The sequence below is a fragment of the Pseudomonas baetica genome, from assembly GCF_002813455.1.
Taxonomy (GTDB): Bacteria; Pseudomonadota; Gammaproteobacteria; order Pseudomonadales; family Pseudomonadaceae; genus Aquipseudomonas; species Aquipseudomonas baetica.
Map to the genome: position 1 here is coordinate 4,638,959 of NZ_PHHE01000001.1, position 25,260 is coordinate 4,664,218.

Consider the following 25,260-nt stretch of genomic DNA (forward strand, 5'->3'; position numbering starts at 1 on the left):
CTATGGTTTTCGTGTTTATTTCATCCGATTAATTGAAATGGTCGATTAACAGTTACAGATTTATGAATGTGTTTCGGAATGAACGTATGTCAGGTTAGGAATCAATGCCTGTGCTTTTGATGCCTTCTAATGGTTCATAAATTTATTGTTGAAATTCTATTGGTTATTTATTGCTCAATCTGGACAACGGAAATTTATATGCGATAATTAGAATAGATGAATAGCAAAAGGAACCTATGCCTATAAAAAAAGAAATGTTGGTTGCTGGAAATTTTCAAACTCAGTCCTTTGATTTAGTGCCAGCAAAACTAGCCACACCAGAACAAATAGCAATATCTGAACGATTTTTCAAAGAATTAACTGACAAGGTTAAGGCGATTGACCCTAGCTTGGTCATTAATTACGACCGCTTCCCAGCACTAACCGTAATGAAAGGTGGCGAGACAATCGCTGTATTGGCTCATTCAGCACCTTCACAACGTCATGAGTATCTAAAGAGTTTCGGTTGTACTGCCGCTTTGTACAGTGGTGCTTTCCTCAACGCGAATACCTTCAAACAAACAAAACAGATTTTGGAAATATTCAACGTCAATATGAACCAGATGAAGGTTCGTGAAGACTTGGGCAACAAATACGAATTGGCTAACCAGTGTCTGAATAATTTGAAGAATCAAGAATTCGATTACGTGAATCTTGCGAATCTTAGGGATATGTACGTTGCTCACACGACACTTGCCAACAACTACTTGAAAATGCGTGGTGCTGATAAGGGGATCTTCGACGGTGACAAGGTTCATCGTTTGTCAGAAGAACACGCCATGCTCATGCAGGATGACCCAACCTTCTTTAAATTCACTTCATTAAATGATGAGAAGCTGAACGCTAATCTCAATACCTTGATGGACTCGTACAACGAGAGAAAGCCAGCCACAAACCCTGATGACCCGGCTCAGGTTTCACAACTCAACAAGATAGCGGCAGGTATCCACAAGGAATTAAGCGAGCAAGATAAGAAAGCTGAAATTGAGAATGAAAGACTTGAACAGTACATGAGAGAGCTAGGTTTCATGTACAACCAACGCAAAAAATCGGTCTATAAGAAATACGCGAACATCAATCAAGTCTCTATCTGCAACCGCTATAACCGTGAAATGCTGAATTTCAAAACCGGTGGTAGTGATGTGAATATCAACAAAGCCGCGATTCATGATGATAATGCTTTGATACTTGGGGTGAAAATTGCCGCTGATAAAGGCTTTATGCCGTTGGTGATTAGGGTTTCAAATTCTGCTGTGAAGCTTAACGGTGAAGACTCTTGTGCTTTGTTTGTAGAGAAAACAATTAACCATGCCTTGGAGTCAGGGAAATACAACATTGATGAAATAATTGTTCCTGAAGCATGGCAGTACATGATTGACATGAAAAAAGAAGAGCTGTTGAACAACGCCTCTCTAGGTCAAGCCAATGAGCAAGACATTCAGGCTCATCAGTCAAGACAGGAAGCGAAGGCTTCAAACCCTACGGCTGATGTAGCTTCACCGGCTGTAGACGTGAGCGGTGGTAGCGTGGATGTCGAGTTAAACGATGAACCGGGTTCTTCAAGTCCTACACCTGTGACCAGCCACCCGGACGCTGCAGCTACTACTTCCGCAGTCCCATCACCTGAACCTGTTCCTGTGACTGGTGGATCTACTGCTACACCAGCGGCCAATCAACCATCAGCCCCTGTAGCAGCCCAATCGGCCCCGTCCATTCCTAAACGTCCAATCGTCATGGGTTGCTACCTCGTCGCATCGGGTGAGCATTTCCTTCTCTATGGCGTGAAGGACAACATGAAGGTCAATGACGATAAGACCATGAAGCGTGTCATCAACAAGCTCTGTGACCTTGAAGGAATCACTGTGGATAAAGTCCACGGGTGCTGGTACACGGCGGTTCCGCGTCCGTTGTTGACCCTCGCTGAAATCAAGAAGCTGGAAGCTGAAATGACTATCGGCATGGATGACGCACAAGAAAAGCAGTTCATGAAGGACATGAAACGTACCCATAGCTTCAAACTGGCCCATGACAGCCTAAAAGACTTGAAAGCCATCGCTCTTGAAGCCGCTGTGGTGGTTCCTAAACCATCGCCATTCCTTGAAGTATCAATGGATGAACCGAATACGGTGACGCCTCCTGTAGCGGGGCCAGTACCAACCACCGGCCCTGTTGAGGCTGAAACACGCACACCTGTGAATGTGGTTGTAGAAGGTGGGTTTGATGCGTTCGATTTACCAACAACCGAAAAATTTATGAATGATTTGCTCGGCCTGAACATGATTGATTCACCAATGTATAAGGCACTTCAAGAAGCAAGAGCAACTGGAAAGGTAGAGCGTGATGAACCTGTCAATGAAGTTAAAGACGTTGGAAAGAAGCTTGTGGACGATGGCATTGATTACACCTCCGCTTTAAAAGACGTTGAGAAAGTAGATAAAGATAAGCAAGAAACTGTTGCTGTACTCAAAAACGCTATGGCAAATAAAAAATCAAACACAATAAAGGAGAGTATATGAAATTTACTGAAAAATTAGACCTGACGTTAAAGAGTGACTGGTCTGAAAGAAGAATGGCGTTAATTAGACAGTTTGTGACGGATGAAGATAATTACATGCCGCACGTTTGGGGGAACCCAAATGAGGCATTAGCTCATATGTGGGCAAGCAATCCAGACGATTTAGTCGCTGAGTATTTCATTCAAAGTCACGCTAGAGATTTGATTAATCTAATCAACGATGATTTTGTTGAAAGGCTTTCGTGCGATGAGAGGGAAAGCACAGACTTTAATGAGCTTGTAAGTGGGATGAATGAAAGAGAAAAATTTGTGGCTACTCAAAAATTTGAAAACATTAGAGATAAATACGTTGGATACACAAGCTTTACGAAAATTAAGTATGACAACAAGGTTGATTTCTCGGGTGAGATTTTAGTTCCTGAATATATTTATGATTTAGTCAAAGCTGTTTACCATGAATCACAAAATTTTGCGTATAAAATTTTCAAGATAAAAATGGAAGTTCAAAGCTTGTTTAGGGCGTTAACGCTCGATTACAGCACAAAGGTACACGCGAACGCGAAAGCCAATGAGCAAGCAAAGGTAGCTTCATTGAAGTCATTCATTGAGTCACTTCAAACTAGACAGGATAAGCCGACGATGGCACAAGAGTATTTGAAGGGGAAGGCCGCTATGATTGCTGATGAAGCTCCCGGCAATTGGAATGATGACATCACAACATAACAAAACCAGCGAAAGCTGGTTAGTTTTTGAATGATGCTGGGGGTAGGGTAGGGGACGGTACACTTTCTGGTTTAAGCTCTGGCAGTGATCCACCGCCGCTAGTAGTTTTGATGGGTTGAGGTTGGTCATCGGCTGTAATGTCGTTTAGGAATGGTTCGATAACTCTCCTGTTCACGGATTCAAGATGTTCAGCTACTTTCTTCAATGTGCGTTTCTTGGCATCAATCCAAACCATTTCCATGACTGTTTTGTGATGTTTGAATGGAATGTTTCTTTTCAGCACTTCCTTCAACGCTGTCGTAAATTCATCTTTGTAGAGATTGTCCGCAACGTAGATGAAATCGTCATGCTCAGTCTTCAAGATTTTCTGAATCACCTCTGCTTCTAGTTCTATTGCCATATCATTAAGTATTCGTTCAATCATCGCATGATTAAAATCAGGATATGTCTCTCGCAATTTATGCTCAATAAGAGATTCTGACATTCCGTTGTACGGCATTTTCCCAATGTAATAGTTCTTTTCTTTTCTGACTTTATTGGCCGCTTTAACCCGTTGCGTACAGATGATATAGCTGGATTCCATCGCATGTTTCCATACGATTTCTATAAATATGGCTTTTATCTTTGAAAGGCCTAAGCTATTCAGAAGAAAATCATCATTCTCAATCGGAACAAAATCTTCGTCGATTGACGTTTCTGGCTCATGAGTTTCGACCGGATTACGTCTCTTAAGGACTTTAAGAATCGCTTTGAGTTTTTCTTTCATGCTGATGCTTCCCAAATGATTTAGCACCTTCCTTCAAAACGGCTTCGCGTTCTGTTGGTGTGATTTTTGAACCGTTCTTTTTTAGATCCTTGTCGAAAGTATCTAAAAATTTGTCGTAGATTACGGCTTCGACTTCTGCTTTATTTTGTATCTTCATCATCATTCTCCTTTGTGTCTATGTTGGTTTGTTGGACATCACTGATGTCGTCCTCTGCTAGCATTGCTGCTATGTCTGGAATCACTATTTGACCTTTAAAATTACCGTCTTTAATGGTTGTTTTAGAAGCCACAAGCTGACCGTTCTTGCTTGTTGAATTGTCTTTGAAGTAAATACCATTCTGGTAAATGTCTATCGTGAATTTGACGCCGTTTGTGAATTCGAACGAGATAGAGTGATTGTTGAAGAACATGTCTTCATTGGTGATTACCTTTGTTACTTTCTCCTTAGTCTTTTTGTTTTCCACGGTTTTGAAGCATTTGTAGATTGTTGGTCGGCCATTGTTTTTTTCTTGTAGCTGGGCTTTCTTCGAATCATCAAGTGATTTGAAGTTCTGCTTTTTCTTTTCATTGCTAACAAAAAACAACTCATACTGCTTGATGATTTCTGAGTCTGTGTAGCTGAATAAGCCTGAGTGATTCAATTCTTTTCGGGATTGAAAGTAATCGTTGTAGATGATTAAGTGATTTGTAAGCTGTTCAAGATAGCTATCAAGGCTTTTTACCTTCGTGTTCAGGTCTAGCTTTTTGTATGTGAGTATATTCCTACGAATCATATCAACGATTGAAAGACTGTGATTGTGCTTAATCGTTGTCTTGCAGATGTATGACGTAAAATGATTGAGCTGTTCTTTGAATGTGATTGCGTTCAGCTTCTCAACTAAAATGTCTTTTCTAATAATGAGTTCTTTGGCTGATATTTCAAGCTGTATTTTTAGTGACTCATTTTTTTCCTTAATGTCATCCATATGTCTCCTTTTATGATGTTAGTTTTGGTTTGTTAGTGCGAGGGGTTGCGGCCTGTGTTGGCTGCTGTTCAATAGGTTTATTCTCCATAGTGGCTTCTCGGGTAGCTTTACCTATGAGACGTTCGATTTTGGCTATTTCATCTTTGAAAAGCTTTTTTGTGAAGCGAACTCTGATAGGTTTTGTAAGTGCGAGGTAATCAGACATCAAAGCAGGGTCACGCTTAGCGATATTCTCTCTTCCAAGGTTCTGTTGTGGATTACCAATAACGGCTTTAAGCTCGGCACTGCTTTCTAGGCAATCTTTCGGGTTGATGACCGTGAGATATTCATAACGGAAAGCACTGAGTTTTTTCTTCGCTGAGGCTTCATCCGTAATCATGATTGATTTGTAGTTCTTTATGTCAATACAAGAACGCTGATGAACCGAATCAACGATTTTCTGTGCTTCTATGAAGTCAGTTTTACGAAGATATGGGTTATCATAGATTTTGTTGTACAGGTCTTCGTAGCAACTGTTTTGAGCTGTTTCAAAAAGATCGTTAATGTAGGCTTCAACGCTTTCTTGCTTTTCAGATTTAGCTATCGCTATCAAATTCCATTTGGCTTCGTTTGTATATTTCGTCGTACTCATTAAATTACTCATGGATAGTTAATATTCATTTTAGCATATGAATTTCAATGTTCAAGATTGATAATTATTTATAGGTATTTATTTGACAATCGTTTTTGAGTTGTTAATATGATTGGGAGGCTGGTGTTTTTGGTTTATTGATTGTCTATCACTTGTTCTAGCCTCAATCTTTCGTATTTACCTATATGAAAAAAGAAGCCGCTAATTCTTGGCGGTTTTCTTTCGTCTATTGAAATGTGTCAATGATTTGATATTCTGATAATAAGAACAATGAGAAAGACAATGAAAAAGCAACCAATAGACAAGGATGTAAATGCGACTGAGTATTTTATAGAGCAAGATGAAGATGACGCTGATGATTGGGAAGATAACCCATTCAAAGCTAATGATTTAGAATGGTGTAGAACGACAGAAGTAGGTGAAACCGCCTGAGACTTGCGATAAAAGAAAAACCCCGATTAAGGGGCTTTTTTACGTCTTCTTCTTGATGTCTTGGTTGGATTTCTCCAAAGCTTGAAGCCTTCTGAGTTCATCACGTTCGGCCTGTGCATTCTGCTCATTGGCCTTGATAGTTCGGTACTCCCTGATTACGTCTTGTTCAGTCTTGGGCCTTGGGGCTTCTGGCGGGATAGAAACAACGACAGGTGTAGGTTCTGGTTTGAATTTCTCCAAGGCTTTCGTAGCCGTACCTAGGCGAGCCGGACACTGATGTCTCACAAGCTCTAGGATCTTGTGGTACTGAGCTGTGAGGTCTGCTGGTTCAGCCTTGTGATTCGTCTTCTTCGGTGGGTTCAAAATCATGAGCGGATCTAATCCATTCTTGAGCATGTCCACAAACGCTTGACCTACCGGGCTTCTATCAATGGTTTTCCACTGATTCGCTACTGACTTCACGTCGAAGTACCTACCTGTCGCTACGAACGCCTCAATGGCTAGCCTGTTTGTCTTGATGACATCCTGAGCCTTCTTGTCCAGTTCGGCTTTCAACCATTCCTCATCGGCCTGTGAAGGGCTGTAGCCTTCGACCTTCAAACCCTGCAGCATGGCTTGACGCCAAATGTTCTGAGACTGCTTCAAGCTCCCCGGTCTGGTGATGACAATCGCTGAGTACCCATCTTCTAAGTAGAGCTGTACAAGAGCCTTAGCGGCTGCGACAGACTCACTGTTGAGCGTGGTTTGTAGGGTGTCATCGGTACGCTTGTTGATCGCCAATGCCTGACGGTTGAATCGTTTGTCTAGAAACACGCCTCGGTCACTGTCGTACTTGAAATTGCTCTTCAAGCAGATCGAGAACCTGCCGCCGCTGTCCGCCATGTAGTCTGAGATAGAAGGGTAGTCGCGAATGAGCTTCTTTTTGAACATAGGGCGTTTACGGCCACGGCTATCGATCAACATGGCTTCATTCCCTTCAAAGAAAATCTCTGACTCTGTACCGGTCTTCAAGTCCTTGTGAATCATCTTGGAATTGCGGTTTTTGATGAGGTTCAGGGTCTGAACGACTTTAGGGTCAAGCTGTAGTGGTCTAATGAAACCGGACACCCATTTAGGCGAGAATGCTCGCCAGATAGAGGTGTCTGATGACCAAACAACGTCGTTCTTTTTCCGCTGAATTCAAACGCGAGGCCGCAGGCCTCGTGCTCGATCAAGGCTATAGCCATATCGAAGCCAGCCGCTCGCTTGGTGTGGTTGAGTCCGCGTTGCGCCGCTGGGTTAATCAGCTTCAGCAGGAGCGCACTGGCGTTACTCCGCAGAGTAAAGCGCTGACGCCAGAGCAACAGAAAATCCAGGAATTGGAAGCTCGAATCGCTCGACTTGAGCGGGAGAAATCCATTTTAAAAAAGGCTACCGCGCTCTTGATGTCGGAAGAGCACGAGCGCACGCGCTGATTGATCAACTGAGCCCCCAAGAGCCGGTTGATTGGCTTTGCGCAGTCTTTGACGTCACTCGTTCGTGTTACTACGCCCATCGTCTCAGGCGCCGAACTCCAGACGTTGAGCGGCTTCGGTTGCGCAGCCGGGTTAACGAACTGTTTACGCAAAGTCGAAGCGCCGCCGGTAGCCGCAGCATCGTGTCGATGATGCAGGAAGACGGCGAGCAAATTGGGCGGTTCAAGGTGCGAGGCCTGATGCGGGAACTGGAGTTGGTCAGTAAACAACCTGGATCACATGCCTACAAACAAGCGACGGTTGAGCGGCCTGACATTCCGAACATATTGAATCGAGAGTTTGATGTGCCGGCGCCGAATCAGGTCTGGTGTGGCGACATCACCTACATCTGGGCTCAAGGGAAATGGCATTACCTGGCTGTCGTTATGGATCTTTACGCGCGCCGAGTGGTGGGCTGGGCGCTGTCGAACAAGCCGGATGCGGATCTGGTCATCAAGGCGTTGGACATGGCTTACGAACAGCGTGGCAGGCCTCAAGGGCTTCTGTTTCACTCGGATCAGGGCTCGCAATATGGCAGTCGCCAGTTTCGCCAACGGCTCTGGCGTTACCGCATGCGCCAAAGCATGAGCCGTCGTGGAAACTGCTGGGATAACGCGCCGATGGAGCGTGTGTTTCGCAGCTTGAAAACTGAATGGATACCGACCGTGGGCTACATGACAGCTCAAGAAGCGCACCGCGACATCAGTCATTACCTGATGCATCGGTACAACTGGATTAGACCGCACCAATTCAACAACGGACTGGCCCCAGCTCAGGCCGAGAAAAAACTTAACGTCGTGTCCGGGATTAGTTGACCACTACACTTCGTGTCTGTGTCGGCCACGTATAGGCTGAACCCCTGAATCTGGCCCTTAGCCGTGATGAGCGGGAGAAGGTAGACGTTCATCTTCCTGAGTGCTGCATCAAGCTCTGTGATGCTCTGGTGTTTCTTGGATTTGATGAGGTTCGCTACGTCATGCATGACAAGCTGAGTTTTGTTGCTCGCCTTGTCGTAGAGCTGATGTGATTCAAGAAGGGTCTTCTCTCTGTCCATGAGGTATTTCATGTTGAAAGCCTTTCCATCCATCCTCACGACAAACTTGTCAGCTCCGCTTTTAGCTGTGCCGTCTATTGGTTCTGGAAAATCAGTGATGGTGATGCCGTGCTTATCAAGAATCTGTTGAATGTTCTCCTTGGTCGCACCTTTCAAAATGACCTTCATTCTGTTTCTGAATTTCTTGTATTCGGCTTCCGACGTAGGAATGAATCTATCTCTAGCAGCGTTCGTGTTGGTCGGTAAAAGTGATTTGCTAAATTTTGGGTCATTCTCTAAAGCGTTCAATGCCCAAAACATTCTTAAACCTGAGTTGTGTAGGTCGAGATTTTTTCTGTCGTATGATTTGCTAGACATCAAGATATGTAGGTGAGATTTATAAAGTCCTGTCTCGGTTTCGTATTTGATGTGGGGTACAGCTTGAATGAGGTGGTTCAGCTTTTTCTCACGGGTGAATTCAAGGGTGAAGCGTTCACGCATAGCAAAGAGTAATTCGACCTGTTCACTTTCTGAAAGCTTTGCGGCTTCCTTTGGGTCGAGCGTTAATAAGTGGTCGTAGACTAGGTAAGCTTTTAGGATTTCATCGCGTTCGGATGCAGTGGCACCTTTGAGGTTCTGATTGTGATTAAACTGTTTAATTTCCTCGGGTGTTGCCGTTGCCATGAAGTGTTCAAGGAACGATTCTGCAACCGCATAGGAATATTCCCATTTCTTTTTCTCGTAGCATGGTTGACCATAATAAATGTTGGGATTTGGCAGTGAGATATTACTGAATATGGAACTAGGGGCTTTTTGTACAATGCCCTTTTCAGATAGATAATCTGATTCAGAAATTTGATAGTAAACGACAGCGGCTAAACCTTTAGTCGTGTGGATGGTATCTCTTGACATTGACTCAAATTTTTTACCGAATTTGGCTTGTTGAATCTTCTGTTTATTTTCTCTGTCTGCCTCGCTTGATTTAGCTCCTGCCATTTGAACCTCCTGTGTATTGTTTCTTTAATTCACTCACTACCTTCCTGAGTTGATTGATTGATTTGTAAACGGTTGCTATACCATCTGCGGATTTTTTCAAATTGATGTCTGTGTTCATGTCCTTCAATTTTTTGTTGAAGTTTTCAAGGACTTTCTCAACCTTCACCATAAGCTTTTCATCAACAGAGTCTGTGTAGATTTTCAAGTCCTTCAACTTGAAACCTAATGCTCGTCGGTTGTATGGGTCGTTGAAGCTAAGTCCCTTTTTAAATATTTTGCTGTACGAATCAAGGGAGTGGCGAGAGTAGTAATTTCTTTTCGCTGGTAGATTGAAATGTATATCTAGTCTGTTGAGTCGGTCTATGAGACTCAAAGCTTCTTTAGAGTCGTCGATTCTAAAGCTCCTGCCAACCCTCAATAGTTCTTTTACTTCTCTGTCCAAATCCTTTAGACGGGCTTTGAACAGGTCTTGAGTGTCGTAGTAGGTATCAAGCTTTAATTCAATCGTAAGGGCTTCAAGCTCGGCCATAGCGACAGGTATTCTTTCTTCTACAGCTCTGGCGAATAACGTATCAAAATTCAAATTTGATTGAGTTGCTATTGTCGATAATCTGGAGGCAACGCTATCAATTTGTTGCTTCAAGCTTGATGTGCTCAAGGTGACATCGTTGATTATTTTATCGACAAGCTCTGAGACGTTTTTTGCACGAACATGAACGGCTATGTTTTCTAATACCGTTTTAACTGCTGGATTGATTTTCAACTCAATCTTCTGATTCCTTTTAGACTCACTCATTGATTCCTCTATTAATTGAATTTATCGTTTTCTATTTCTGCAGCCTGTAGAACGGCTCTTAATTCTGCTGGTTCGTCATAGCCAAATTCTTTTAGTAATTTCAAAAGCTCTGACTGCTTTTTCACTGATTGAATTTCTTTCAGCTTTTTGCTAATGAAGGTTGTGACTAAAAGGATGGCGTCTTTCTGAATCAACATATCTTGATGGACTTGCTCAAGGTCTTTGATTGAAGCTCTGACCTTAATGTCTTCTTCGCTACCCGCTGCTAAGTCATACACACTGGCTTTGAGTGAAAGAATCTCTAAACCAACTGAACCTAAATTCTTATCCATGTCTATAAAAAGCTTTGAATACTTCTTTGACTCCAATGAGATTTTGTATTCATTGTCAAGATTCAATGCTTCTATCATTTCGGATGCAACATCTTTTGCTGAGAGGGTATTTGATTTGTTCTTTGCTTTCATAGGTATCTCCTGTGTTGTTAGTTGTTGATGAGTATATTAATCATCTACTACAAATAATAACATGATAATAATGCGAGTCAAATTGACGGGTGATTATAAAGAAATCGGTTATTTGTATTTTGATAAACTTACGCACTAATTTAGGCTTTAAATATTGGACAACTGGAAGGCGTCAGGAACCTTTCTGTCGGTAGACAGAAACATACGTCTTGCTTTAATGATTTTAAAAGCTTTGACGTACTGTCTACTGATTGGTGTCTACCGTAGTGTGTCTACTGGTAATAGAAATCTGTCTACCGTGGGTTGTCTACCGATAATCAAATTATGTCTACCGATAAGTGTCTACCGGGCTGTTCATGTGATGGAAAGGCAAAAGCCACTGATATTTTGATTAATTGTTTTAGAAAAAAGTATTATCATGCTTGTGAGCTTGAACATTGATTTATGTATGATAAAATTTAAGTAATAACAACTTTTACGATTATGACGTTACTCAAAAATAATCAGCTCATCTTTACAAGGCTTCTCATTCTTTTATCTACCATGTTCTTGATGTCATCGACTGTTATTGATGTTGATGGCGTCTGTGTGCGTGAAGAAAAAACTAATAGTGAACTGAGTGAAGTGAATAAGATTTTGACTGACCCAACGATAGTAAAAGCCACCAAACAAAGGAGGTGATTATGATTTATAAAAAGGTGTGTGTAGAAAAAGGTAAGTCAAGAGCTAGGCTGGTAAAAAATAGAAGAAAAAGACAAGAAATAATTATGAGGAACTTATGAAATGGATGAGTAAAATTTTAATAATGCTGTTCACTTTGGTCGTATTCAGCTCGGCTAATGCGGCAATTGAAAAATCTGTTGGAGAAATAGCCGCAGAAGCTCGCGTATCGTCCTCGCCCGTGAACACGGATGATATGAATCTATGGGAGCTTTCAGACAACGACATCGTTGTAAATATCATGTTCAGTCTTGCATCCGATGTGTTCTTTTATCCGGGTGTGCAGTTGATTATAGAAGCTTGGGGTTTTCACCCTGAGCTTCATAAAGTCGGAAGCTCACCACTTAATAAAATTCTGGACATTTGGTTAATACATGCTCTGTTTCTTGCTGGCTTAGCAATTTTGGTCGGATTTTGCATCTACCTTATGCGTAATACATATCGAACAATGGATAAGGAACAAATCAATAAGAATTGGTTGCTGGTAGCTGTCACTCTCGGGATAGGCTTTTTCTTACAACCAAAAATATTCTTTTCGGTTTTGCTAATCTACAACTTGTTCGTCGCTTCCTTTCTTAATTACTCGACTCGATACGTTATGCTTGGAATTGTTGAAGGTGATAGAACAATTTCAGACACTGAACCACAATCCATTACTAAGCTATCTGTCTATGACACCAATGACCAAAACTATCTGCTAAATGGACTTGTAGAAGATGTCACAAAACATAGCCTATTGTCTGCCAAGGCACTCAATCTTACTAAAAAAGGTTGGAATGAAATGTTTTCAACTGGGGATACCAAGGCCGTAATATTTAATAACATAGAAAATAACGTGAATGTTGTTCCAGTAGCTAGATACAAAGGCGGAACAGTTTCAACAATCGACTATATCTATAACGAAGCTTTTGATGGATATGATGAAGATAAATATGGCCCTGCTTCTGTTCTCTTTACTGCCAGCGTCGATAACATGGATGCTAAAGCTGATGATGAAGTTGATAGTGACATCTTAAGAAAGATTCGCGTACAGGGCATGAATGATGGTGCTAAGATTCTATCAGCTAGTGATAATTATTCTTTACTCGTTGGCTACGAAAATATTGCTTATGAATTGGTAACTGCTGGTAAGCATAAAGAAGCTACTGGATATGTTGACACAGGGGTCATTCAGAATGTCCAAACCGGTTTAAGCAATGGACTAAAATCGGTCTTTGATGAGCTTACGACATCCGGCCTTTCAGTTTCTGAAAAGACAAGTCTTTACACTGCTTATAGCTCAGCTTATGTGAACTCTGTGTTGGGCTTTAACCCTGACATTACTCAGTTAGGAAAGTTGAGATACGCTAGAAAAGCTCAGCTATACATTAAAGCATATAATTGCTCTCAATTTTACGAAAAAAACCTCACTACTAGAAATGGTATTGAAAAAGTTAACTCTACCAGTGGAGCATGGTTAAACGTATATCGTGACGTGATGTCATTGAATTTGCAGTGCGTATCAATCATGAACGGTCAGGCTAGATTCATGGGGGTAGATGCGAAAGCTTCCCCTGAAGCCGTTACACAATTGATGCATAAATCTACTGCTAGTGCTATTGCCTTGAATCTTTTGAAAAGTAATATTTTGACCGGTGCAGAGTATGCCAAGTCAGACTTTGACAGTAAGTATAGCCCTATCAAGAACTCTATAGTCTCTGATATGGATAAAGGGTTCTATGCTTTAGCTCTCAATACCTTAACGCTCGGTTCGGTCTTTGAGTCTAATCTTCTATCAACCAACTCAATTAGAAATTCTAGCTCCGTGAGTTCTGCGTCTGCAGATTTCTCCATCATGGTTGACTTGAATAAGGCATTCGACAATGTGAAAAGTGCTGACGAATTAAGAAATGACTCCGGGTATTCAAACATCATCGTTGATTACAAACCATTTATATACGATGTTCTTGTTAACCCAACAAAATCAGCAGGCGTCAAGACTTATCAAGAGGCTAAATCATACGATTCAGAAGCGGCTTCCACTGGTGAATATCTAACCAGTGCTTTACAAGGCCATTCAACAATCATCACCAATATGGCTACCAATTTTGGTATTCCAAAAGGTATGAGCATGAGCTTAGGTATAAAGTATTGTAATGCGAGTCCAGCAAATACATTAGAGTGTAATAACCGTTCAAACGGAACCATCGCTGCGTCTCTCTATCCGACTGACAAGCTGGTACTGGGTGTTGAGTTGAAAATTGTTGTAGTGGCTTTCAAAGCTTTGATGGCAATGAATTTAGGTAAAATGCTGGACACATTCGGTTTGAATGATGGTAACAGCTCTATAGGTAAAATGATTAGTAAAGCTGGCGGTAAATGGTTATCTCAGGTTACTGGAATTTTCACTGCAGTAGTGGGCTTGATAAACGTAATGCTTGTTCCTGTCAACTTGATTGCTAACTTTTTAATCGGTATTGGTACAGCCGTCATTATTATGAAATACATTCCACTGATACAGATGACGCTAATGGTTGTAGGTTTCGTTGTTGCGTTCATAGCTGGTGCTGTAATAATGCTTGCTATGTCAATCAAAGCAGTGGTGACATTAGAGCCTCAACATTTCGTTACGGGTGTCAAGGTGCTGTTAGCTGACTCTCTAGGATTTTGGTTCTACATCATCGGCTTTTTCGTACAAATTTATTTCTTGTACTACGTCAATTTTGGCCCAATGCAGCGTGCTATTTACGGTGCTATAGCTCCAGAGGGTGGGATTATAGGAATGCTCTCAGGTAGCATCATATTAAGCTTCATCATGCTTATGCTTCATATGTTCATAGTCGGTATACCTGCTATATTCCAACAAATGAAAAGTAGGGTGATTGCGGACGGTACTAAAATTCAAGATGAAGCATCGGTTAAATCCTCTGTTGATAATCTGATTTTTGCTGTAGTTGCTGCCAATGAATTAAAAGCTGCTGAGCAAAAAGCTCTTGCCGGTCTTGATAAGAAGATTGCTATAAACAGTGAAGAAGCTAATTCTGATAAGGAAGTCATATTGCCATCCTCTAAAGGAACCGAAACGGAAGGTAAAAAATAATAACTGTAATAGTCTATAAAGCCGGCAATAAGCCGGTTTTATTTTTTTCAAAGCATTGATAATCTTGCGTGACGTGTTAAGTTGTTAGTAATAACATCAAAATATTTATGAATTATTTCCAACGAATCTACGAAACTTACCGTTTCAAAATAACTGGTAAGAGAACCACCGATTTTGAAAAATCTGTTAAGACTCTGTATTCCCATTATGTAGCTGACTATGAAGCTGGCGTTTATTCTGTAAGTGCTTTCTTCACTGCTTTAGTGGATTATGAACATTCCGGTACTGAGTTCAATTTTAAGCAAATAGAAACGAATGATGAAATGGCATGGCTCTATTTCGGGACTCGGTTTAATGAAAAAATTGAAGTGTTTGGCTACCAGACCAAAAATCTTTACCCATTAATGAAATTTATTGAGGATAACGGTTTATGGCCGGAAATGGTCAGAACCAAACACGGCTATCTTTCTAGAATGTTCTTAAGAAGAAAGAAATACCATCTCAATATAAAATTTTCGAATGTCGTTAACTCAATCGAGAATTCAAAGAACCCTGAGCTGTATAAGCTTCTTCGTTCATACCCTTTAATTTTGCTCAGAATTGCTTATTTTGCAACGGCGGAAATTGGTGTTGAAAAGCTAAAAACGATGCAACCTTTTGAGGCAGGAAGGCTTGCTTTTAGACTTATAAATAAAGCGAAAGGGAAACGCGTCAACAAAGGTTTTGTTAATTTCTTGATTTTCCATATGGCTAAGCTGGTAAAGGTTTTCTTCAGGGTTGGTTTGGTCGCTGCTGTAATAGGTACAGCTTTTTGGGCTGTGTCTTCTGGTTACCTTAGTTTGTTAGGATAATCATTCTGTAATTTGTATTAATGAAATTCATATGTAATAATGAAGGTAGACAATATCCATAATTAAAATGAAATCATTTCTCTTCGGAATTCTTCTCCTTTTTACCAGTTCAATAGCATTAGCAGATTCTAACTCCTGTAATATGTCTCAAGATGTCTTAAGCCCTGATGAAATTAGGACTTGCTCAGAAGAACAATTCAAAACCAGTTCATTTATGAAGATGGCCGGGGGGATAATACAAACCTCACAATTTGAATTGGTCTGGCTCGTACTCAAGCAATCCGCTGGAATTGATATTGGTGAGGTTGATAACACTGATTCTCCTTATGATGGTGGAAGGAGATTAATCAATTCTCTATTTACGTTGCTTGATAAGACAGCCACATGGGCATTTGGTCTTATCATCGGTGCAGTAGGTCTATACACCCTTTACCGTGCTGCTAGAACGGGTCAGTTCATGACAAAAAGTTCTGCGATGTTTGGCACGTTGATGCTTATCATGGGCGTAATGGTCGCTACAGGGGCATTCACAATCATCATACAAGTGCTTATGGGTATTTCCATTGTCCTAGCATTGATAGTTTATTACGTGGTTTTCCCTCCAATCCTAAATGAAATGAGCTTGGACGTTAACGGTACACAAACACGTTTTCAACAAGCTGCTGATGACTTTGCTGTTGAATATGTTGAGGCACTTGTACAGATGAACATGGATGACATAGCTGCTCGTAAAAATATTTTGGTCGAAGCTGGGAATCTAGGAACGGATATTTATGGTAGATTTACGATTGAAGATTACAAGTTCATCAACTGCTTAGCTAATACCTCTCCTGATGCACCGAACTATAAATTTTATATTCCACCTGAAATAAAAAACTCTATGGCTTGTTCTGAATCTGAGTTTGATTGGAACGTTTATAGTGTTGGTTATATTGCTGATGAAAAAGCTGATTCTGTCAGCCTTGGTGTTATGACCGAGATGTATATGAATCAAAGTGTATATCGTCAAATCGCAATGTCCATCATCAATACCAATTGTACCAACATCTTCAATAGAGATAGAGATATTGCGACCCTTTATCAAACAGCCTGTATGAACATGAACGCTGACGGATCTCTGGTTATTGAGGATGGTCATTTAGTAACAGTTGATTCGAAGCATGGCTTAAATGATGAAGCTCTAAAAGCTAGGCTGGAAAATGCTTATAAACGCCTTGCCGGTGTCGCTTATATAGAAATGCTCAAACAAGCTAACCTTGTTGCTAAACCAGATGAACTGAAATCAATGTCGATTGATAATATGGCTAAGATTTTCATGCTGGGTTCCGCATATCGTCATTCCTATGAAGAAGCAGGAATGAAAGTCATTGATTTGAAGAGAAGCGATGAGGTTGCTATCAAAAAGAAAAAATTCCAACTCGGGTTTGGCAAAGCAGATAACCTACAAATGTTTAATGGTGATGGCAGCGACACAACCTTCAACATTGATGAATATTACAACAAATTGAAATCAACTAAACAAACAGCTACATCTGCCATGGCGATTCTGGATAACATTTCTGGAAAATCAGCTTCTAATATGGGCATGCAATATGTTGATTGCTTTCAAAAAGCACAATGTAATTCTGCGAATTATAATTTCTTTGCCCCATTGGTTGATGTCGCAAAATTATTCACTGGTACTGTTGCAGTGTTTTACGGCGTTTCAGTTGTGGTAGGGGAATACTATAAAAAAATTGATGATAGTTTAGGCGGAAAAGACCCTTACTATAACGCTAAGGTTCATTACATGAATGGCGTTCAAATGTTCTTCCTTGGTTTGATACTAGCTGTTGTGATTGGCGGATTAGCGGTATTGGCTGTTCAAATTCTGATTTATTTGAAATGGTTCATGGAGGGTATCGCACTGTTCTTCCTTTTTCCATTCGTCTTTGGTGGAGCTATTTTGATACACGCGGGTAATATCCTTTACCGTGATGACCATTCGACGTTCAACGACCTTCTAAAACGTCATGGTTTTTGGGATATGATGCTTAGATTCCCTTTAATCGTTATGGGTTCAGCTATTGGATTGATTGTTTTAAATATCATGATGACTTTGGCTTCAATCATCCTTTCAGTGATGTTTAGCAGTAATTTTGGCTTGTTTGATGGAGCAGGATTCGAAGCGAATATTGTCGGTGGAATGACATATATGTTCTTGTACATCATTACATTCATAGCCACATTCTTCGTTGTAATCAACACTGTCAATGAAGGTATTTCTACAGCCATATCTGAGCTTTGCTACGGCGGTGATAACGATGCAACCGCTGTCGATGGTGCGTTAAGCAAGATCAAGAATCAAATTGGCAAACTAAGAGGATAAATTATATATCTAGTCATCTTGATTTATTAGTATTAAGTGTTAAGATGTTAGTAACAAATAATGAAAGGAGATTTATGAGTATAGGTAAAAGATTGAATGAATTATCAAGTGTTTCGTTGGTTGTCGTCCTTGTAGCATCGTTAGTGATTTGTTGTATGTTGGTGTCGTGGTTTTTTAAAGGATTGTTGATTGTAAAGTTTGGATGGTTGATTTCCCTCATCACTGGTCTTTTAGTGCTTGCGTATTTATTTGTTTTAATTCGAATATCGTTGATGCTTTGTCGTAGGTATTGCCGCCATAAACAAGCCAGCTAACGCTGGTTTTTTTACGTCTTGAATAATTATGTACTACTAATTTGACAGGTTTTTAATATGTGCGAAAATTAATGTAGACAATCAAAAAAGGATAACATGAACATAATAGATATTTCCAAATACATCAAGATAATGGCGAATCAACCAAACGTCTATTTCTACGTTGAAAAATCACCTTCTGCTTTAACCGCGTTACTGAAAATTGCGAATGAAAAATACTACCTAGCCAATCCAAATTTGATTCTGTTGAGAATCCAGCAGATTCAAGAAACTGGTCAAGAGCCAACTGATACTGTTCACGCAGTACCTAATGACCGATTAGCTGGAAAGGTATTGCTTGGTGATGGTTTCAGTTGTGTTGAAGCTCTTGATGTTTTCGACTTTGATTTACTGTTTCATGTCGAATCAGCCATGTTTCAGATTAAAACGATTGGTTATGTTTCAATGCGATTCAGCCTCAAAGTGTTCACATAAACCTTTCAGCTTCTTCGCCATCGATCAGCGATTCATAATCATCATCCATCGTTTCTACGTCGTTTTCATCAGACACGTAGTCTGTTGTGTCATCCATGAACGACATTTCGTCTGAACCCTCCTGTACGTCGATGTACTCGATATCCAGTTCATCAGCTTCGTTCTGTGCCATTGCTGATGGTTCTTCCTGCCTGACATCAGCGTCTGTAACGCTTTGTCTTGCTCTGTCCCTGATGGCCTTCAAACGTTCGAAATCGGCCTTTTCCAGATCCTTTAAGGCCAGATACCGGGCTGAGTCGTAATAGCTCTGCTGAAACATCGTGTGGTACTGATACGAACGTTTCGTTTCGATTGCTGAAAAGAAGATGTGCTTCTTGTCGATGTACTGCCTGAACTCTCCGTGTACCCCGTTACGGGCGTTTTGCAGGTCGTTTGGTACTGCGTCAGGTTTGAAGTCTTTTATCACCTGTTTAGCCACTTCTAGAGCTTCATAGCCGATCATTTCATTCAGCGTGAGGATGTCAGAAGCTAGAAGGCCTGGATAGAGATTAGATATTGCTAGGGCGAGGTCTAGAGAGTTGTACCTGAGCAATGATTGCGTGATGGTATACTCGGTTAGATATCGTGAAGCGATGGCTTTAGCTTCTTTGATTTCAATCGGTTCTTCCCTGAGTAATGAATCAAGAATCGAATCAGTGAGAGTTTTTCTATCTGATTCGAGGTTCTTGAAATCCGATTGCTCTAGGATTATCGCCGCTTCACACATTCTTACTATTTTGTAGAACGACTTTTGACTAATTTTTTTGCTGTTTCCTTCCCACATGATTTTTCCGATGTTAGTACATTCATTATTTCATATAAATTTCCTTTCACAATCTCCGAGCGTAAAAAAACCAGCTTTGTGCTGGTTGTTCTGTAGCTTTATTCATTGGTTCAAGGTGCTTATTTTAAGATTTGGCAATATACGCTGTACCAATCAAATCTAAGGATTCTTTAGTCATTTTTCCATCAATGCGTTTGCTATCGCACTTGCCATGGAATTTAAAAACGCCGACAGATGTTGAGCAGCGTAAAAAACTGACCGTTGATTCTGTGTCTTTCTCGGCAGCTAATGATTTGCTGTAAGATACTTTGTATAACCCGTTTGTTTGTTTTCCTAATGCATGGTCTATTTTGTCCTTAAATACCGCTGCAGTTAGCTCGTTTTTAGAAACCGCGTAGCTAGTAAAAGATAATGCTAATACTGATGTTGCTAATACTGTTAGTGCTAATTTTGTTATTTTCATGATTGTCTCCGCTTGCTTTATTGTTTAGTTATTAATGTTGTAGCATGCCATAACAAAGTGTCAAGATGGTGGTAACAATTTTTTCAATTTAATTTAATTTGTAGATAGTAAAAGAATATCTCAGGGGAGAAGTAAAGTATTGTAAAAGCAAAAGCGGCTGAGGTTAAAAAGCAAAGTGTTGCTGCTTGGTAGTCGGTTTTATTTTTCATGATTATCTATGTTGTTCGTTATATTTATTTTAATCTGCCATAGAGATTAGTCAATCGTGTCGTTGATTTGCAGATGTTGTTTAATGAATTGATAGAGCCAATCAGTAAAATAAAATATTTATCGGCGTCATGTGGTCGGAATTCGTGGGTATTGATTAAGGCCATTTTGGAAGGGTATTGGTATTGGTAGGTACAAAGACATCTAGCGGAAAAAAGAGAAAGGCTATGATGCTTTTCTCTTCTTTGAATCAGGTGTTATCCCTAGATATTGTTCTGCTTTCTCAATCTGTTTATCGGTGAGTGAATCTAAATCGGCAGGTTCATTGAAAATTTGTAGCACTAAATCATCAACGTAATCAATTAGTTTAACGGGTATGTAGCTTCTGTAATTTTTGTTCTGTATGTTTTTCAAGTAGCCTTCTCTGATAACAAAGTCTTTTAGAAAGTGCGTTATGAAATAAGAGTGGTTGATAACGTAGTTACAGCCTTTTACGGTCTTGTCGTTGTAAATATTTATTATTCCGGGCTTGAATGATGCTTGAATTAATGAGCGTATAGTCATTCTAAGTGTTTTCACTCTTTCTCTCTTGTCTCTTACAGAAAGATTGTTTCTTGTCTTGCTCATTAATAACGCTCCTATAATTATTCATTCATATGCAAATCCTAACATTTGGTTTTTATATGTCAAATTGGTAGTGTGATATTTTTTACCGACTTCAACTATGCTTTTGATTTTAGATTTTATACCAGAGTGTTTTTGACTTTGTTTTTGATTCTATTATATATGATGTACTCTTTATACTATCAGTACTATATATACTGCAGAGCCAAATCGTTAAACCCTTGTGCTGCGTGGCCTGTAGAGCATGTAAAAAACCTTCAACCGACTTCAACTATGCTTCAACCGACTTCAACTATGCTTCAACCGACTCCAACTAGGCTGAAACCGACTCCAACTATGCTACGGAAAAAATTATGTTGATTTTAAGCCATAAAATATTTTTGTACTTTTCTTTTTGTTGATTTCACATAATTATTTGTTACTACCATCTTGACACTTTACTGATTGGAGGTATTGTATTTATAACAGGAGAATAATTATGAATATAGATATGAAGGAGAATGAATTAAGTTTAGCGTTTAGAGAAATATACGATAATGCTAAAGTGAGAAGTGGTGAAGCGTTATGGTCAAAAGCATTAGTACTGAATGTTCTTTTCAGTCCTAGCTCAAAGCTCGCTGAGGTTTTACCAGCAGAAAACGACAGTGAAAATAAGCTGCTAGAAGATGCTTATGGTTTGAAAAGCGTAAACAGTTCACGTAATGCTGTAGCTATCGTCATTGAAGATGAAGAATTGGTTGGTACTCCTTACAAGAAATTCGTTTTCTACGGCTATCAATTAAACACTGAGCTTCACTACCAATTTACCAACTACCTCGTTTGTGCTATTCAAAAGACTTATTTTGAAAATTTCGGTAGTGTGAATATCGACTTCAAGACTGTTATGAGCGACTTGAATTTGAGTTCATCGAACATGCCGTTTTTCAGAAAGACTTTTAATGAAGTTTTGAATAGATTGTTTCACTCATCGACGAAAATTGAGTTGCGTGATGGCAGCGTCATCAATGATAGATTTGTCTATAAATACACAGTCATTGGTGATGATGTCTTCAATATAAAGTTTGGTGACATTTTCATAGATGCCGTTGTTAAAGACACCTACAGCAAGAAAATTGATTACGCTAAAAGAATGTTGATAAAAAGCGGTGCTGCTCGCTTGTTGTTCGATAAAATTGAAATGTTCGCTTTTAACGGCACTGCCAGAGTCAACGTTAATACAATGTTCAAGCTTTTATCGCTCGACGGTCAGCGTGATTCAAAGATGAAAGCCTTGAAATCTGCCCTCGTAGCTTTGACCGATGCCGGTTATGTCAAAAGCGTTGAAGACGTTCACAGAGGTAAAATTCTGGTAGAAAAAATCATCACTATCGACAAAGCTTTCAACATAAAGCTTCTTGAAGCTACTGATAGACTTGGAAAACCAGAAGTGGCTACGATTGAGGCATCATTCACCGTTCCTTCAATACAGGCTCTAGAAGCCCCTGTTGAGCCTGTAATCGAATCTGTTATGGAGAACAAAGACGATGTTTTAGCTAAGCAATTAGCTGACATCGAAGAGTTTTTCAGAAATGAGGAATTGAAAAAAACCGAAGCCTTCGTTTCCACTACATCACTAGATGACCGATTCTCAGCGTTTAACAAAGTTCCTGACTTCGAACAATGGAAAAGAGCTTCTTCTGAGCGTGAAGGTCGTTTCACGTCTTATTCAACCCCTAGAAAGGTTTGGGCGGATGATGCTCAGTTCAACGGTTTTAACTGAGTCTTTGATAATCAAGTGTCAAATTGGTAGTAATGTAAACTGAATATACAGACAGAAAAAAACCAGCGTTAGCTGGCTTCTGTTTAGTGTGAAACAAAGTAGATTGTGAATATCGCTAAAGCTAATATGGCACCAAATACGAATCTTAACTTTCTTACGTAAATCTCTTTTTTGTTCTTTGAATTGGGTTTTCTAATAACTTGCTCTCCGCGTGTTCTAACAGATGATTCGTCATCATTACCAAAATCAAAGTCCTCCAAGTTATCTGAAGACAATGACTCTTCAATACCAAGCTCTGAATTTTCCTCGATTTTCGTTTTGTTTTCTTCATCGAACTGTGTGTATTCTTCTTCTGAAGTCGCAGAAATATTCACGTTATAATTTGATTCAAAATACTCGATTACTTCACTTGTTCTCAAAACAGTACTTCTATCTACGATAACAACTACTTCGGAATCATCAAAGTATGATAGTACTAACCCCAATAATGCGAGGTTGTCCCTTTCTTCTTTGTTCTCACTTTTCAAGAAAGAATCCCTAATGAATTGCTTATGCTCCTTTGTATTAACTACCTGTATATCTCTTTCGTAATAATTGCCGATGAATGATTCGATTACTGAAAGTGTAGTGCCTTTGTGTATTATCGCTTGGCCATCGTCTAAGTCTGTTATCTTGATGAATTGGATTTCTTGTGAGGTTATGTTCATTTTATTTTAATGATGTTGTTTCTTATTATTCTCCATGCAAATTCTAACCTGTCAAATTAGTAGTAAGAAAAAATCAGATTATCTATCAACACTTACTTTCAGTAGTTCTTTCCATTTCGTTGTGTAAGCAGGGCTTAGATACTCTCGCCTCATTCCCCAGCTCGACGTTTCAGGTTCAATAGCAAACCTGAGAGTGCCAGCTCCTTGCACCTTGTTGATCGAATCCATCAGGGCCATCAGCCTGTCATTGTTCCTACGTTCAGGCTTTGCAAAGAGGTCAGGGATGTACCCAGCTTTGGGCACGAATTGGCTTAGCATGATGCCTGCCTTTGCGTAGGGTGTGTTTGCCCGGTAGATCCGGGTCAATCCAGCTTGAGCGGCTGCTATCAGCTCGCGGGTGTCGTCCGTAGGAGATTCAAGGCCGACAATCGTTGCGTTGCTGTATGGGTGGTCATCAAAGCGGCTTGTCTGGATGAAGACCTGTAGGCAACTGGTCAACATGCCCTCTTTGCGTAGCTTTACGGCTGCTTTGGCTGCGTATGATGCTACAGCCTGTCGAAGCTCTAATAGCTCGTAAACACGCTTACCGAACATGCGAGTGCTGGCTATGTTCTGCTTGGGTTCCGGGGATTCTTCCAGCCCGAAACACACAGTACCTTCTAGCTCTCTGGCGGTTCGTTCAATGTTGACGTTGAACATCTGCCGGAGGGCTTTCTTGTCATATCGTGCAAGGTCTATGGCCTTGGTCACTCCCATCAATTCCAGTCGCTTTTGAGTCCTTGACCCACAACCCCAGACTTCACCTACATCAGCGAAGCTCAGAAGCTTGTTCTGACGTTCATCATCGAGGATGACCACAACGCTACCAGTCTTGGCTTTCCATTTCTTAGACGCCCAATTGTTGAGCTTTGCGAGGGTCTTTGTTCGGCCTACGCCAACCCCTACCGGCATTCCTACCTGCCGATAGATTTGGCTCTTAATTTCCAGACAAAGCTTTTCTAAGTTTTCATTAATGCCTGAGAGGTCAATGAATGATTCATCAATTGAGTATATTTCATAAGATGGCACCAATTGACTGATTACTTTGGTGACTCTGTTTGATATGTCTTGATACAAGGCATAATTTGAGCTGCAAGGAATCACCTGACCAGATTCAACAAGATGCTTGATTTCAAAGAAAGGCGTTCCCATCTTCACACCTAATTTCTTTGATTCATCAGACCGTGCCACAACTGCACCATCGTTATTACTGAGAACAACGACTGCTTTACCTATTAATTTAGGATTGAAAATACGCTCACAGCTTACATAGCAGCTATGACAATCTACAAGGCCAAATACTTTACTGATTGAATTAGTCATGGAGTTTATGAAGATTCCACAAAACCACACCCCATACTTCGGATTCTTCAAATTCTCCAATGACGATGGTTTCAAAGGCTGGGTTAGCCGGTTTTAGTACTGGTTTACCATTTAACATGCCGTAGGTCTTGACAGTGAATTCAGGGCCGATACGGGCCACTACAACGCTTCCTACCTTGGGTTCTATGGCTCGATCTACCACTAGGTAGTCACCATCGTAAACGCCTAGGCCGCTCATGCTTTCACCCCATGCTATGAGGATGAACAGAGACGGTTTTCCCACTCCACAAAGGTCATCGAGGCTCAACGGTGGTTCTGCGTATTCCTCTGCAGGAGATGGAAAACCACAAGCGGCACGCCCGTAGACACTGGCTTTGGTAGGGTTTAGAGCTACTGAGAGTGGTATAGGAAGGCTGAGCATGACGGATGACCAATGACTGTATGTGCGTACAGTATCAGGTCTAGAGGCTGGTTCAAGCGTAGGTGACGGTCGGCGGGGTGAGCGACGTAAGAAAACCGCACTGGCGGTTTCTTTGTCTTTTCACTTAAAAGGGTAGAGTGAAAAAGGGTAGCGTGATCAGTAGTGTGCTGAATATCTGGAAAACGATGTTTCTGAATGGCTGTCCTATATCACTAAAATAAAACCAAGAAAATAA

General features: G+C 40.5%; 23 protein-coding genes. 9 read left to right on the forward strand and 14 right to left on the reverse strand.

Going from position 1 to position 25,260, the window contains the following annotated elements; genetic code table 11:
• Positions 1 to 236 precede the first annotated feature (236 nt).
• Together ATI02_RS21500 and ATI02_RS21505 are read left to right on the forward strand one after the other, a co-directional pair.
• Complete coding sequence (locus ATI02_RS21500; RefSeq protein WP_100847279.1) at positions 237 to 2,555, forward strand: RodZ family helix-turn-helix domain-containing protein; 2,319 nt, start codon at positions 237 to 239, stop codon at positions 2,553 to 2,555.
• Complete coding sequence (locus ATI02_RS21505; protein WP_100847280.1) at positions 2,552 to 3,277, forward strand: hypothetical protein; 726 nt, start codon at positions 2,552 to 2,554, stop codon at positions 3,275 to 3,277. Before ATI02_RS21500 ends, ATI02_RS21505 begins: the two co-directional genes overlap by 4 nt.
• A gap of 19 nt (positions 3,278 to 3,296) precedes the next feature.
• Here ATI02_RS21505 and ATI02_RS21510 read toward each other — a convergent pair whose 3' ends face one another.
• The 4 genes from ATI02_RS21510 to ATI02_RS21520 are packed head-to-tail and all read right to left on the reverse strand — an operon-like array spanning position 3,297 to position 5,639.
• The gene (locus ATI02_RS21510) at positions 3,297 to 4,043 is read right to left on the reverse strand and encodes a hypothetical protein (RefSeq protein ID WP_100847281.1); all 747 of its coding nucleotides are present in this window, start codon (positions 4,041 to 4,043) and stop codon (positions 3,297 to 3,299) included.
• On the reverse strand, positions 4,015 to 4,200 hold the full coding sequence (locus ATI02_RS32090; RefSeq protein ID WP_146166075.1) for a hypothetical protein: 186 nt from the start codon (positions 4,198 to 4,200) through the stop codon (positions 4,015 to 4,017). The genes ATI02_RS21510 and ATI02_RS32090 overlap by 29 nt, the downstream gene beginning before the upstream one ends.
• Positions 4,184 to 5,008, reverse strand: a complete 825-nt coding sequence (locus ATI02_RS21515; RefSeq protein WP_100847282.1) for a hypothetical protein — start codon at positions 5,006 to 5,008, stop codon at positions 4,184 to 4,186. The genes ATI02_RS32090 and ATI02_RS21515 overlap by 17 nt, the downstream gene beginning before the upstream one ends.
• Before the next feature lie 10 nt (positions 5,009 to 5,018).
• A complete protein-coding gene (locus ATI02_RS21520; RefSeq protein WP_100847283.1) occupies positions 5,019 to 5,639 on the reverse strand; it encodes a hypothetical protein in 621 nt (206 codons plus the stop codon).
• Positions 5,640 to 5,921: 282 nt separating this feature from the next.
• Between ATI02_RS21520 and ATI02_RS32095 the strand changes: the two genes are divergently transcribed.
• Positions 5,922 to 6,071 carry a hypothetical protein gene (locus tag ATI02_RS32095; RefSeq protein WP_157815145.1) on the forward strand — a complete coding sequence of 50 codons (150 nt, stop codon included), beginning with the start codon at positions 5,922 to 5,924 and terminating at the stop codon, positions 6,069 to 6,071.
• 39 nt (positions 6,072 to 6,110) lie between these two features.
• Here ATI02_RS32095 and ATI02_RS21525 read toward each other — a convergent pair whose 3' ends face one another.
• Complete coding sequence (locus tag ATI02_RS21525) at positions 6,111 to 7,034, reverse strand: hypothetical protein (protein WP_146166076.1); 924 nt, start codon at positions 7,032 to 7,034, stop codon at positions 6,111 to 6,113.
• Positions 7,035 to 7,216: 182 nt separating this feature from the next.
• Here ATI02_RS21525 and ATI02_RS21530 point away from each other — a divergent pair.
• A protein-coding gene (locus ATI02_RS21530) for an IS3 family transposase (protein WP_095191983.1) occupies positions 7,217 to 8,379 on the forward strand; the annotation gives its coding sequence in 2 pieces (ribosomal slippage) (positions 7,217 to 7,472 and positions 7,472 to 8,379; 1,164 coding nt in all).
• Here ATI02_RS21530 and ATI02_RS21535 read toward each other — a convergent pair.
• The 3 genes from ATI02_RS21535 to ATI02_RS21545 are packed head-to-tail and all read right to left on the reverse strand — an operon-like array spanning position 8,337 to position 10,853.
• The gene (locus ATI02_RS21535) at positions 8,337 to 9,593 is read right to left on the reverse strand and encodes a hypothetical protein (protein ID WP_100847285.1); all 1,257 of its coding nucleotides are present in this window, start codon (positions 9,591 to 9,593) and stop codon (positions 8,337 to 8,339) included. The two genes, ATI02_RS21530 and ATI02_RS21535, sit on opposite strands and share 43 nt — an antisense overlap.
• Positions 9,580 to 10,389, reverse strand: a complete 810-nt coding sequence (locus ATI02_RS21540; protein ID WP_100847286.1) for a hypothetical protein — start codon at positions 10,387 to 10,389, stop codon at positions 9,580 to 9,582. Before ATI02_RS21540 ends, ATI02_RS21535 begins: the two co-directional genes overlap by 14 nt.
• Before the next feature lie 11 nt (positions 10,390 to 10,400).
• Positions 10,401 to 10,853 (reverse strand): hypothetical protein, encoded by a 453-nt coding sequence (locus ATI02_RS21545; RefSeq protein ID WP_100847287.1) that lies wholly within the window; start codon positions 10,851 to 10,853, stop codon positions 10,401 to 10,403.
• Between the two features lie 778 nt (positions 10,854 to 11,631).
• Between ATI02_RS21545 and ATI02_RS21550 the strand changes: the two genes are divergently transcribed.
• The 4 genes from ATI02_RS21550 (at position 11,632) to ATI02_RS21565 (ending at position 18,659) form a co-directional block, all read left to right on the forward strand.
• Complete coding sequence (locus tag ATI02_RS21550; RefSeq protein ID WP_100847288.1) at positions 11,632 to 14,652, forward strand: heme-copper oxidase family protein; 3,021 nt, start codon at positions 11,632 to 11,634, stop codon at positions 14,650 to 14,652.
• Positions 14,653 to 14,759: 107 nt separating this feature from the next.
• A complete protein-coding gene (locus ATI02_RS21555; protein WP_100847289.1) occupies positions 14,760 to 15,503 on the forward strand; it encodes a hypothetical protein in 744 nt (247 codons plus the stop codon).
• 67 nt (positions 15,504 to 15,570) lie between these two features.
• Positions 15,571 to 17,871: a hypothetical protein gene (locus ATI02_RS21560; protein ID WP_146166077.1), complete on the forward strand. Its 2,301-nt coding sequence runs from the start codon at positions 15,571 to 15,573 to the stop codon at positions 17,869 to 17,871.
• A gap of 410 nt (positions 17,872 to 18,281) precedes the next feature.
• Positions 18,282 to 18,659 (forward strand): hypothetical protein, encoded by a 378-nt coding sequence (locus tag ATI02_RS21565; RefSeq protein WP_100847291.1) that lies wholly within the window; start codon positions 18,282 to 18,284, stop codon positions 18,657 to 18,659.
• Here ATI02_RS21565 and ATI02_RS21570 read toward each other — a convergent pair.
• The 3 genes from ATI02_RS21570 to ATI02_RS21575 form a co-directional block, all read right to left on the reverse strand.
• On the reverse strand, positions 18,652 to 19,482 hold the full coding sequence (locus ATI02_RS21570; protein ID WP_100847292.1) for a hypothetical protein: 831 nt from the start codon (positions 19,480 to 19,482) through the stop codon (positions 18,652 to 18,654). The two genes, ATI02_RS21565 and ATI02_RS21570, sit on opposite strands and share 8 nt — an antisense overlap.
• A 124-nt stretch (positions 19,483 to 19,606) precedes the next feature.
• Positions 19,607 to 19,945: a hypothetical protein gene (locus ATI02_RS32100; RefSeq protein ID WP_146166078.1), complete on the reverse strand. Its 339-nt coding sequence runs from the start codon at positions 19,943 to 19,945 to the stop codon at positions 19,607 to 19,609.
• A gap of 432 nt (positions 19,946 to 20,377) precedes the next feature.
• Positions 20,378 to 20,779: a hypothetical protein gene (locus tag ATI02_RS21575; RefSeq protein ID WP_107647021.1), complete on the reverse strand. Its 402-nt coding sequence runs from the start codon at positions 20,777 to 20,779 to the stop codon at positions 20,378 to 20,380.
• Positions 20,780 to 21,254: 475 nt separating this feature from the next.
• Between ATI02_RS21575 and ATI02_RS21580 the strand changes: the two genes are divergently transcribed.
• Positions 21,255 to 22,535: a hypothetical protein gene (locus tag ATI02_RS21580; protein ID WP_100847294.1), complete on the forward strand. Its 1,281-nt coding sequence runs from the start codon at positions 21,255 to 21,257 to the stop codon at positions 22,533 to 22,535.
• Between the two features lie 83 nt (positions 22,536 to 22,618).
• Here the strand turns inward: ATI02_RS21580 and ATI02_RS21585 are convergent, their stop codons facing one another.
• The 3 genes from ATI02_RS21585 to ATI02_RS21595 form a co-directional block, all read right to left on the reverse strand.
• Positions 22,619 to 23,242 carry a hypothetical protein gene (locus tag ATI02_RS21585; protein ID WP_100847295.1) on the reverse strand — a complete coding sequence of 208 codons (624 nt, stop codon included), beginning with the start codon at positions 23,240 to 23,242 and terminating at the stop codon, positions 22,619 to 22,621.
• Positions 23,243 to 23,320: 78 nt separating this feature from the next.
• Positions 23,321 to 24,604: a translesion error-prone DNA polymerase V subunit UmuC gene (gene umuC, locus ATI02_RS21590; RefSeq protein ID WP_100847296.1), complete on the reverse strand. Its 1,284-nt coding sequence runs from the start codon at positions 24,602 to 24,604 to the stop codon at positions 23,321 to 23,323.
• Positions 24,597 to 25,025 (reverse strand): LexA family protein, encoded by a 429-nt coding sequence (locus ATI02_RS21595; protein ID WP_100847297.1) that lies wholly within the window; start codon positions 25,023 to 25,025, stop codon positions 24,597 to 24,599. Before ATI02_RS21595 ends, umuC begins: the two co-directional genes overlap by 8 nt.
• Positions 25,026 to 25,260 lie beyond the last annotated feature (235 nt).

Coding starts and splice junctions, on each gene's coding strand:
- ATI02_RS21540 (WP_100847286.1), bottom strand. CDS start 10,389: ATGAGTGAGTCTAAAAGGAATCAGAAGATTGAGTTGAAAATCAATCCA.
- ATI02_RS21545 (WP_100847287.1), bottom strand. CDS start 10,853: ATGAAAGCAAAGAACAAATCAAATACCCTCTCAGCAAAAGATGTTGCA.
- ATI02_RS21505 (WP_100847280.1), top strand. CDS start 2,552: ATGAAATTTACTGAAAAATTAGACCTGACGTTAAAGAGTGACTGGTCT.
- ATI02_RS21565 (WP_100847291.1), top strand. CDS start 18,282: ATGAACATAATAGATATTTCCAAATACATCAAGATAATGGCGAATCAA.
- ATI02_RS21535 (WP_100847285.1), bottom strand. CDS start 9,593: ATGGCAGGAGCTAAATCAAGCGAGGCAGACAGAGAAAATAAACAGAAG.
- ATI02_RS21560 (WP_146166077.1), top strand. CDS start 15,571: ATGAAATCATTTCTCTTCGGAATTCTTCTCCTTTTTACCAGTTCAATA.
- ATI02_RS32090 (WP_146166075.1), bottom strand. CDS start 4,200: ATGAAGATACAAAATAAAGCAGAAGTCGAAGCCGTAATCTACGACAAA.
- ATI02_RS21585 (WP_100847295.1), bottom strand. CDS start 23,242: ATGAACATAACCTCACAAGAAATCCAATTCATCAAGATAACAGACTTA.
- ATI02_RS21510 (WP_100847281.1), bottom strand. CDS start 4,043: ATGAAAGAAAAACTCAAAGCGATTCTTAAAGTCCTTAAGAGACGTAAT.
- ATI02_RS32095 (WP_157815145.1), top strand. CDS start 5,922: ATGAAAAAGCAACCAATAGACAAGGATGTAAATGCGACTGAGTATTTT.
- ATI02_RS21525 (WP_146166076.1), bottom strand. CDS start 7,034: ATGTTGATCGATAGCCGTGGCCGTAAACGCCCTATGTTCAAAAAGAAG.
- ATI02_RS21570 (WP_100847292.1), bottom strand. CDS start 19,482: ATGTGGGAAGGAAACAGCAAAAAAATTAGTCAAAAGTCGTTCTACAAA.
- umuC (WP_100847296.1), bottom strand. CDS start 24,604: ATGACTAATTCAATCAGTAAAGTATTTGGCCTTGTAGATTGTCATAGC.
- ATI02_RS21575 (WP_107647021.1), bottom strand. CDS start 20,779: ATGAGCAAGACAAGAAACAATCTTTCTGTAAGAGACAAGAGAGAAAGA.
- ATI02_RS21520 (WP_100847283.1), bottom strand. CDS start 5,639: ATGAGTACGACGAAATATACAAACGAAGCCAAATGGAATTTGATAGCG.
- ATI02_RS21550 (WP_100847288.1), top strand. CDS start 11,632: ATGAAATGGATGAGTAAAATTTTAATAATGCTGTTCACTTTGGTCGTA.
- ATI02_RS32100 (WP_146166078.1), bottom strand. CDS start 19,945: ATGAAAATAACAAAATTAGCACTAACAGTATTAGCAACATCAGTATTA.
- ATI02_RS21500 (WP_100847279.1), top strand. CDS start 237: ATGCCTATAAAAAAAGAAATGTTGGTTGCTGGAAATTTTCAAACTCAG.
- ATI02_RS21595 (WP_100847297.1), bottom strand. CDS start 25,025: ATGCTCAGCCTTCCTATACCACTCTCAGTAGCTCTAAACCCTACCAAA.
- ATI02_RS21515 (WP_100847282.1), bottom strand. CDS start 5,008: ATGGATGACATTAAGGAAAAAAATGAGTCACTAAAAATACAGCTTGAA.
- ATI02_RS21580 (WP_100847294.1), top strand. CDS start 21,255: ATGAATATAGATATGAAGGAGAATGAATTAAGTTTAGCGTTTAGAGAA.
- ATI02_RS21555 (WP_100847289.1), top strand. CDS start 14,760: ATGAATTATTTCCAACGAATCTACGAAACTTACCGTTTCAAAATAACT.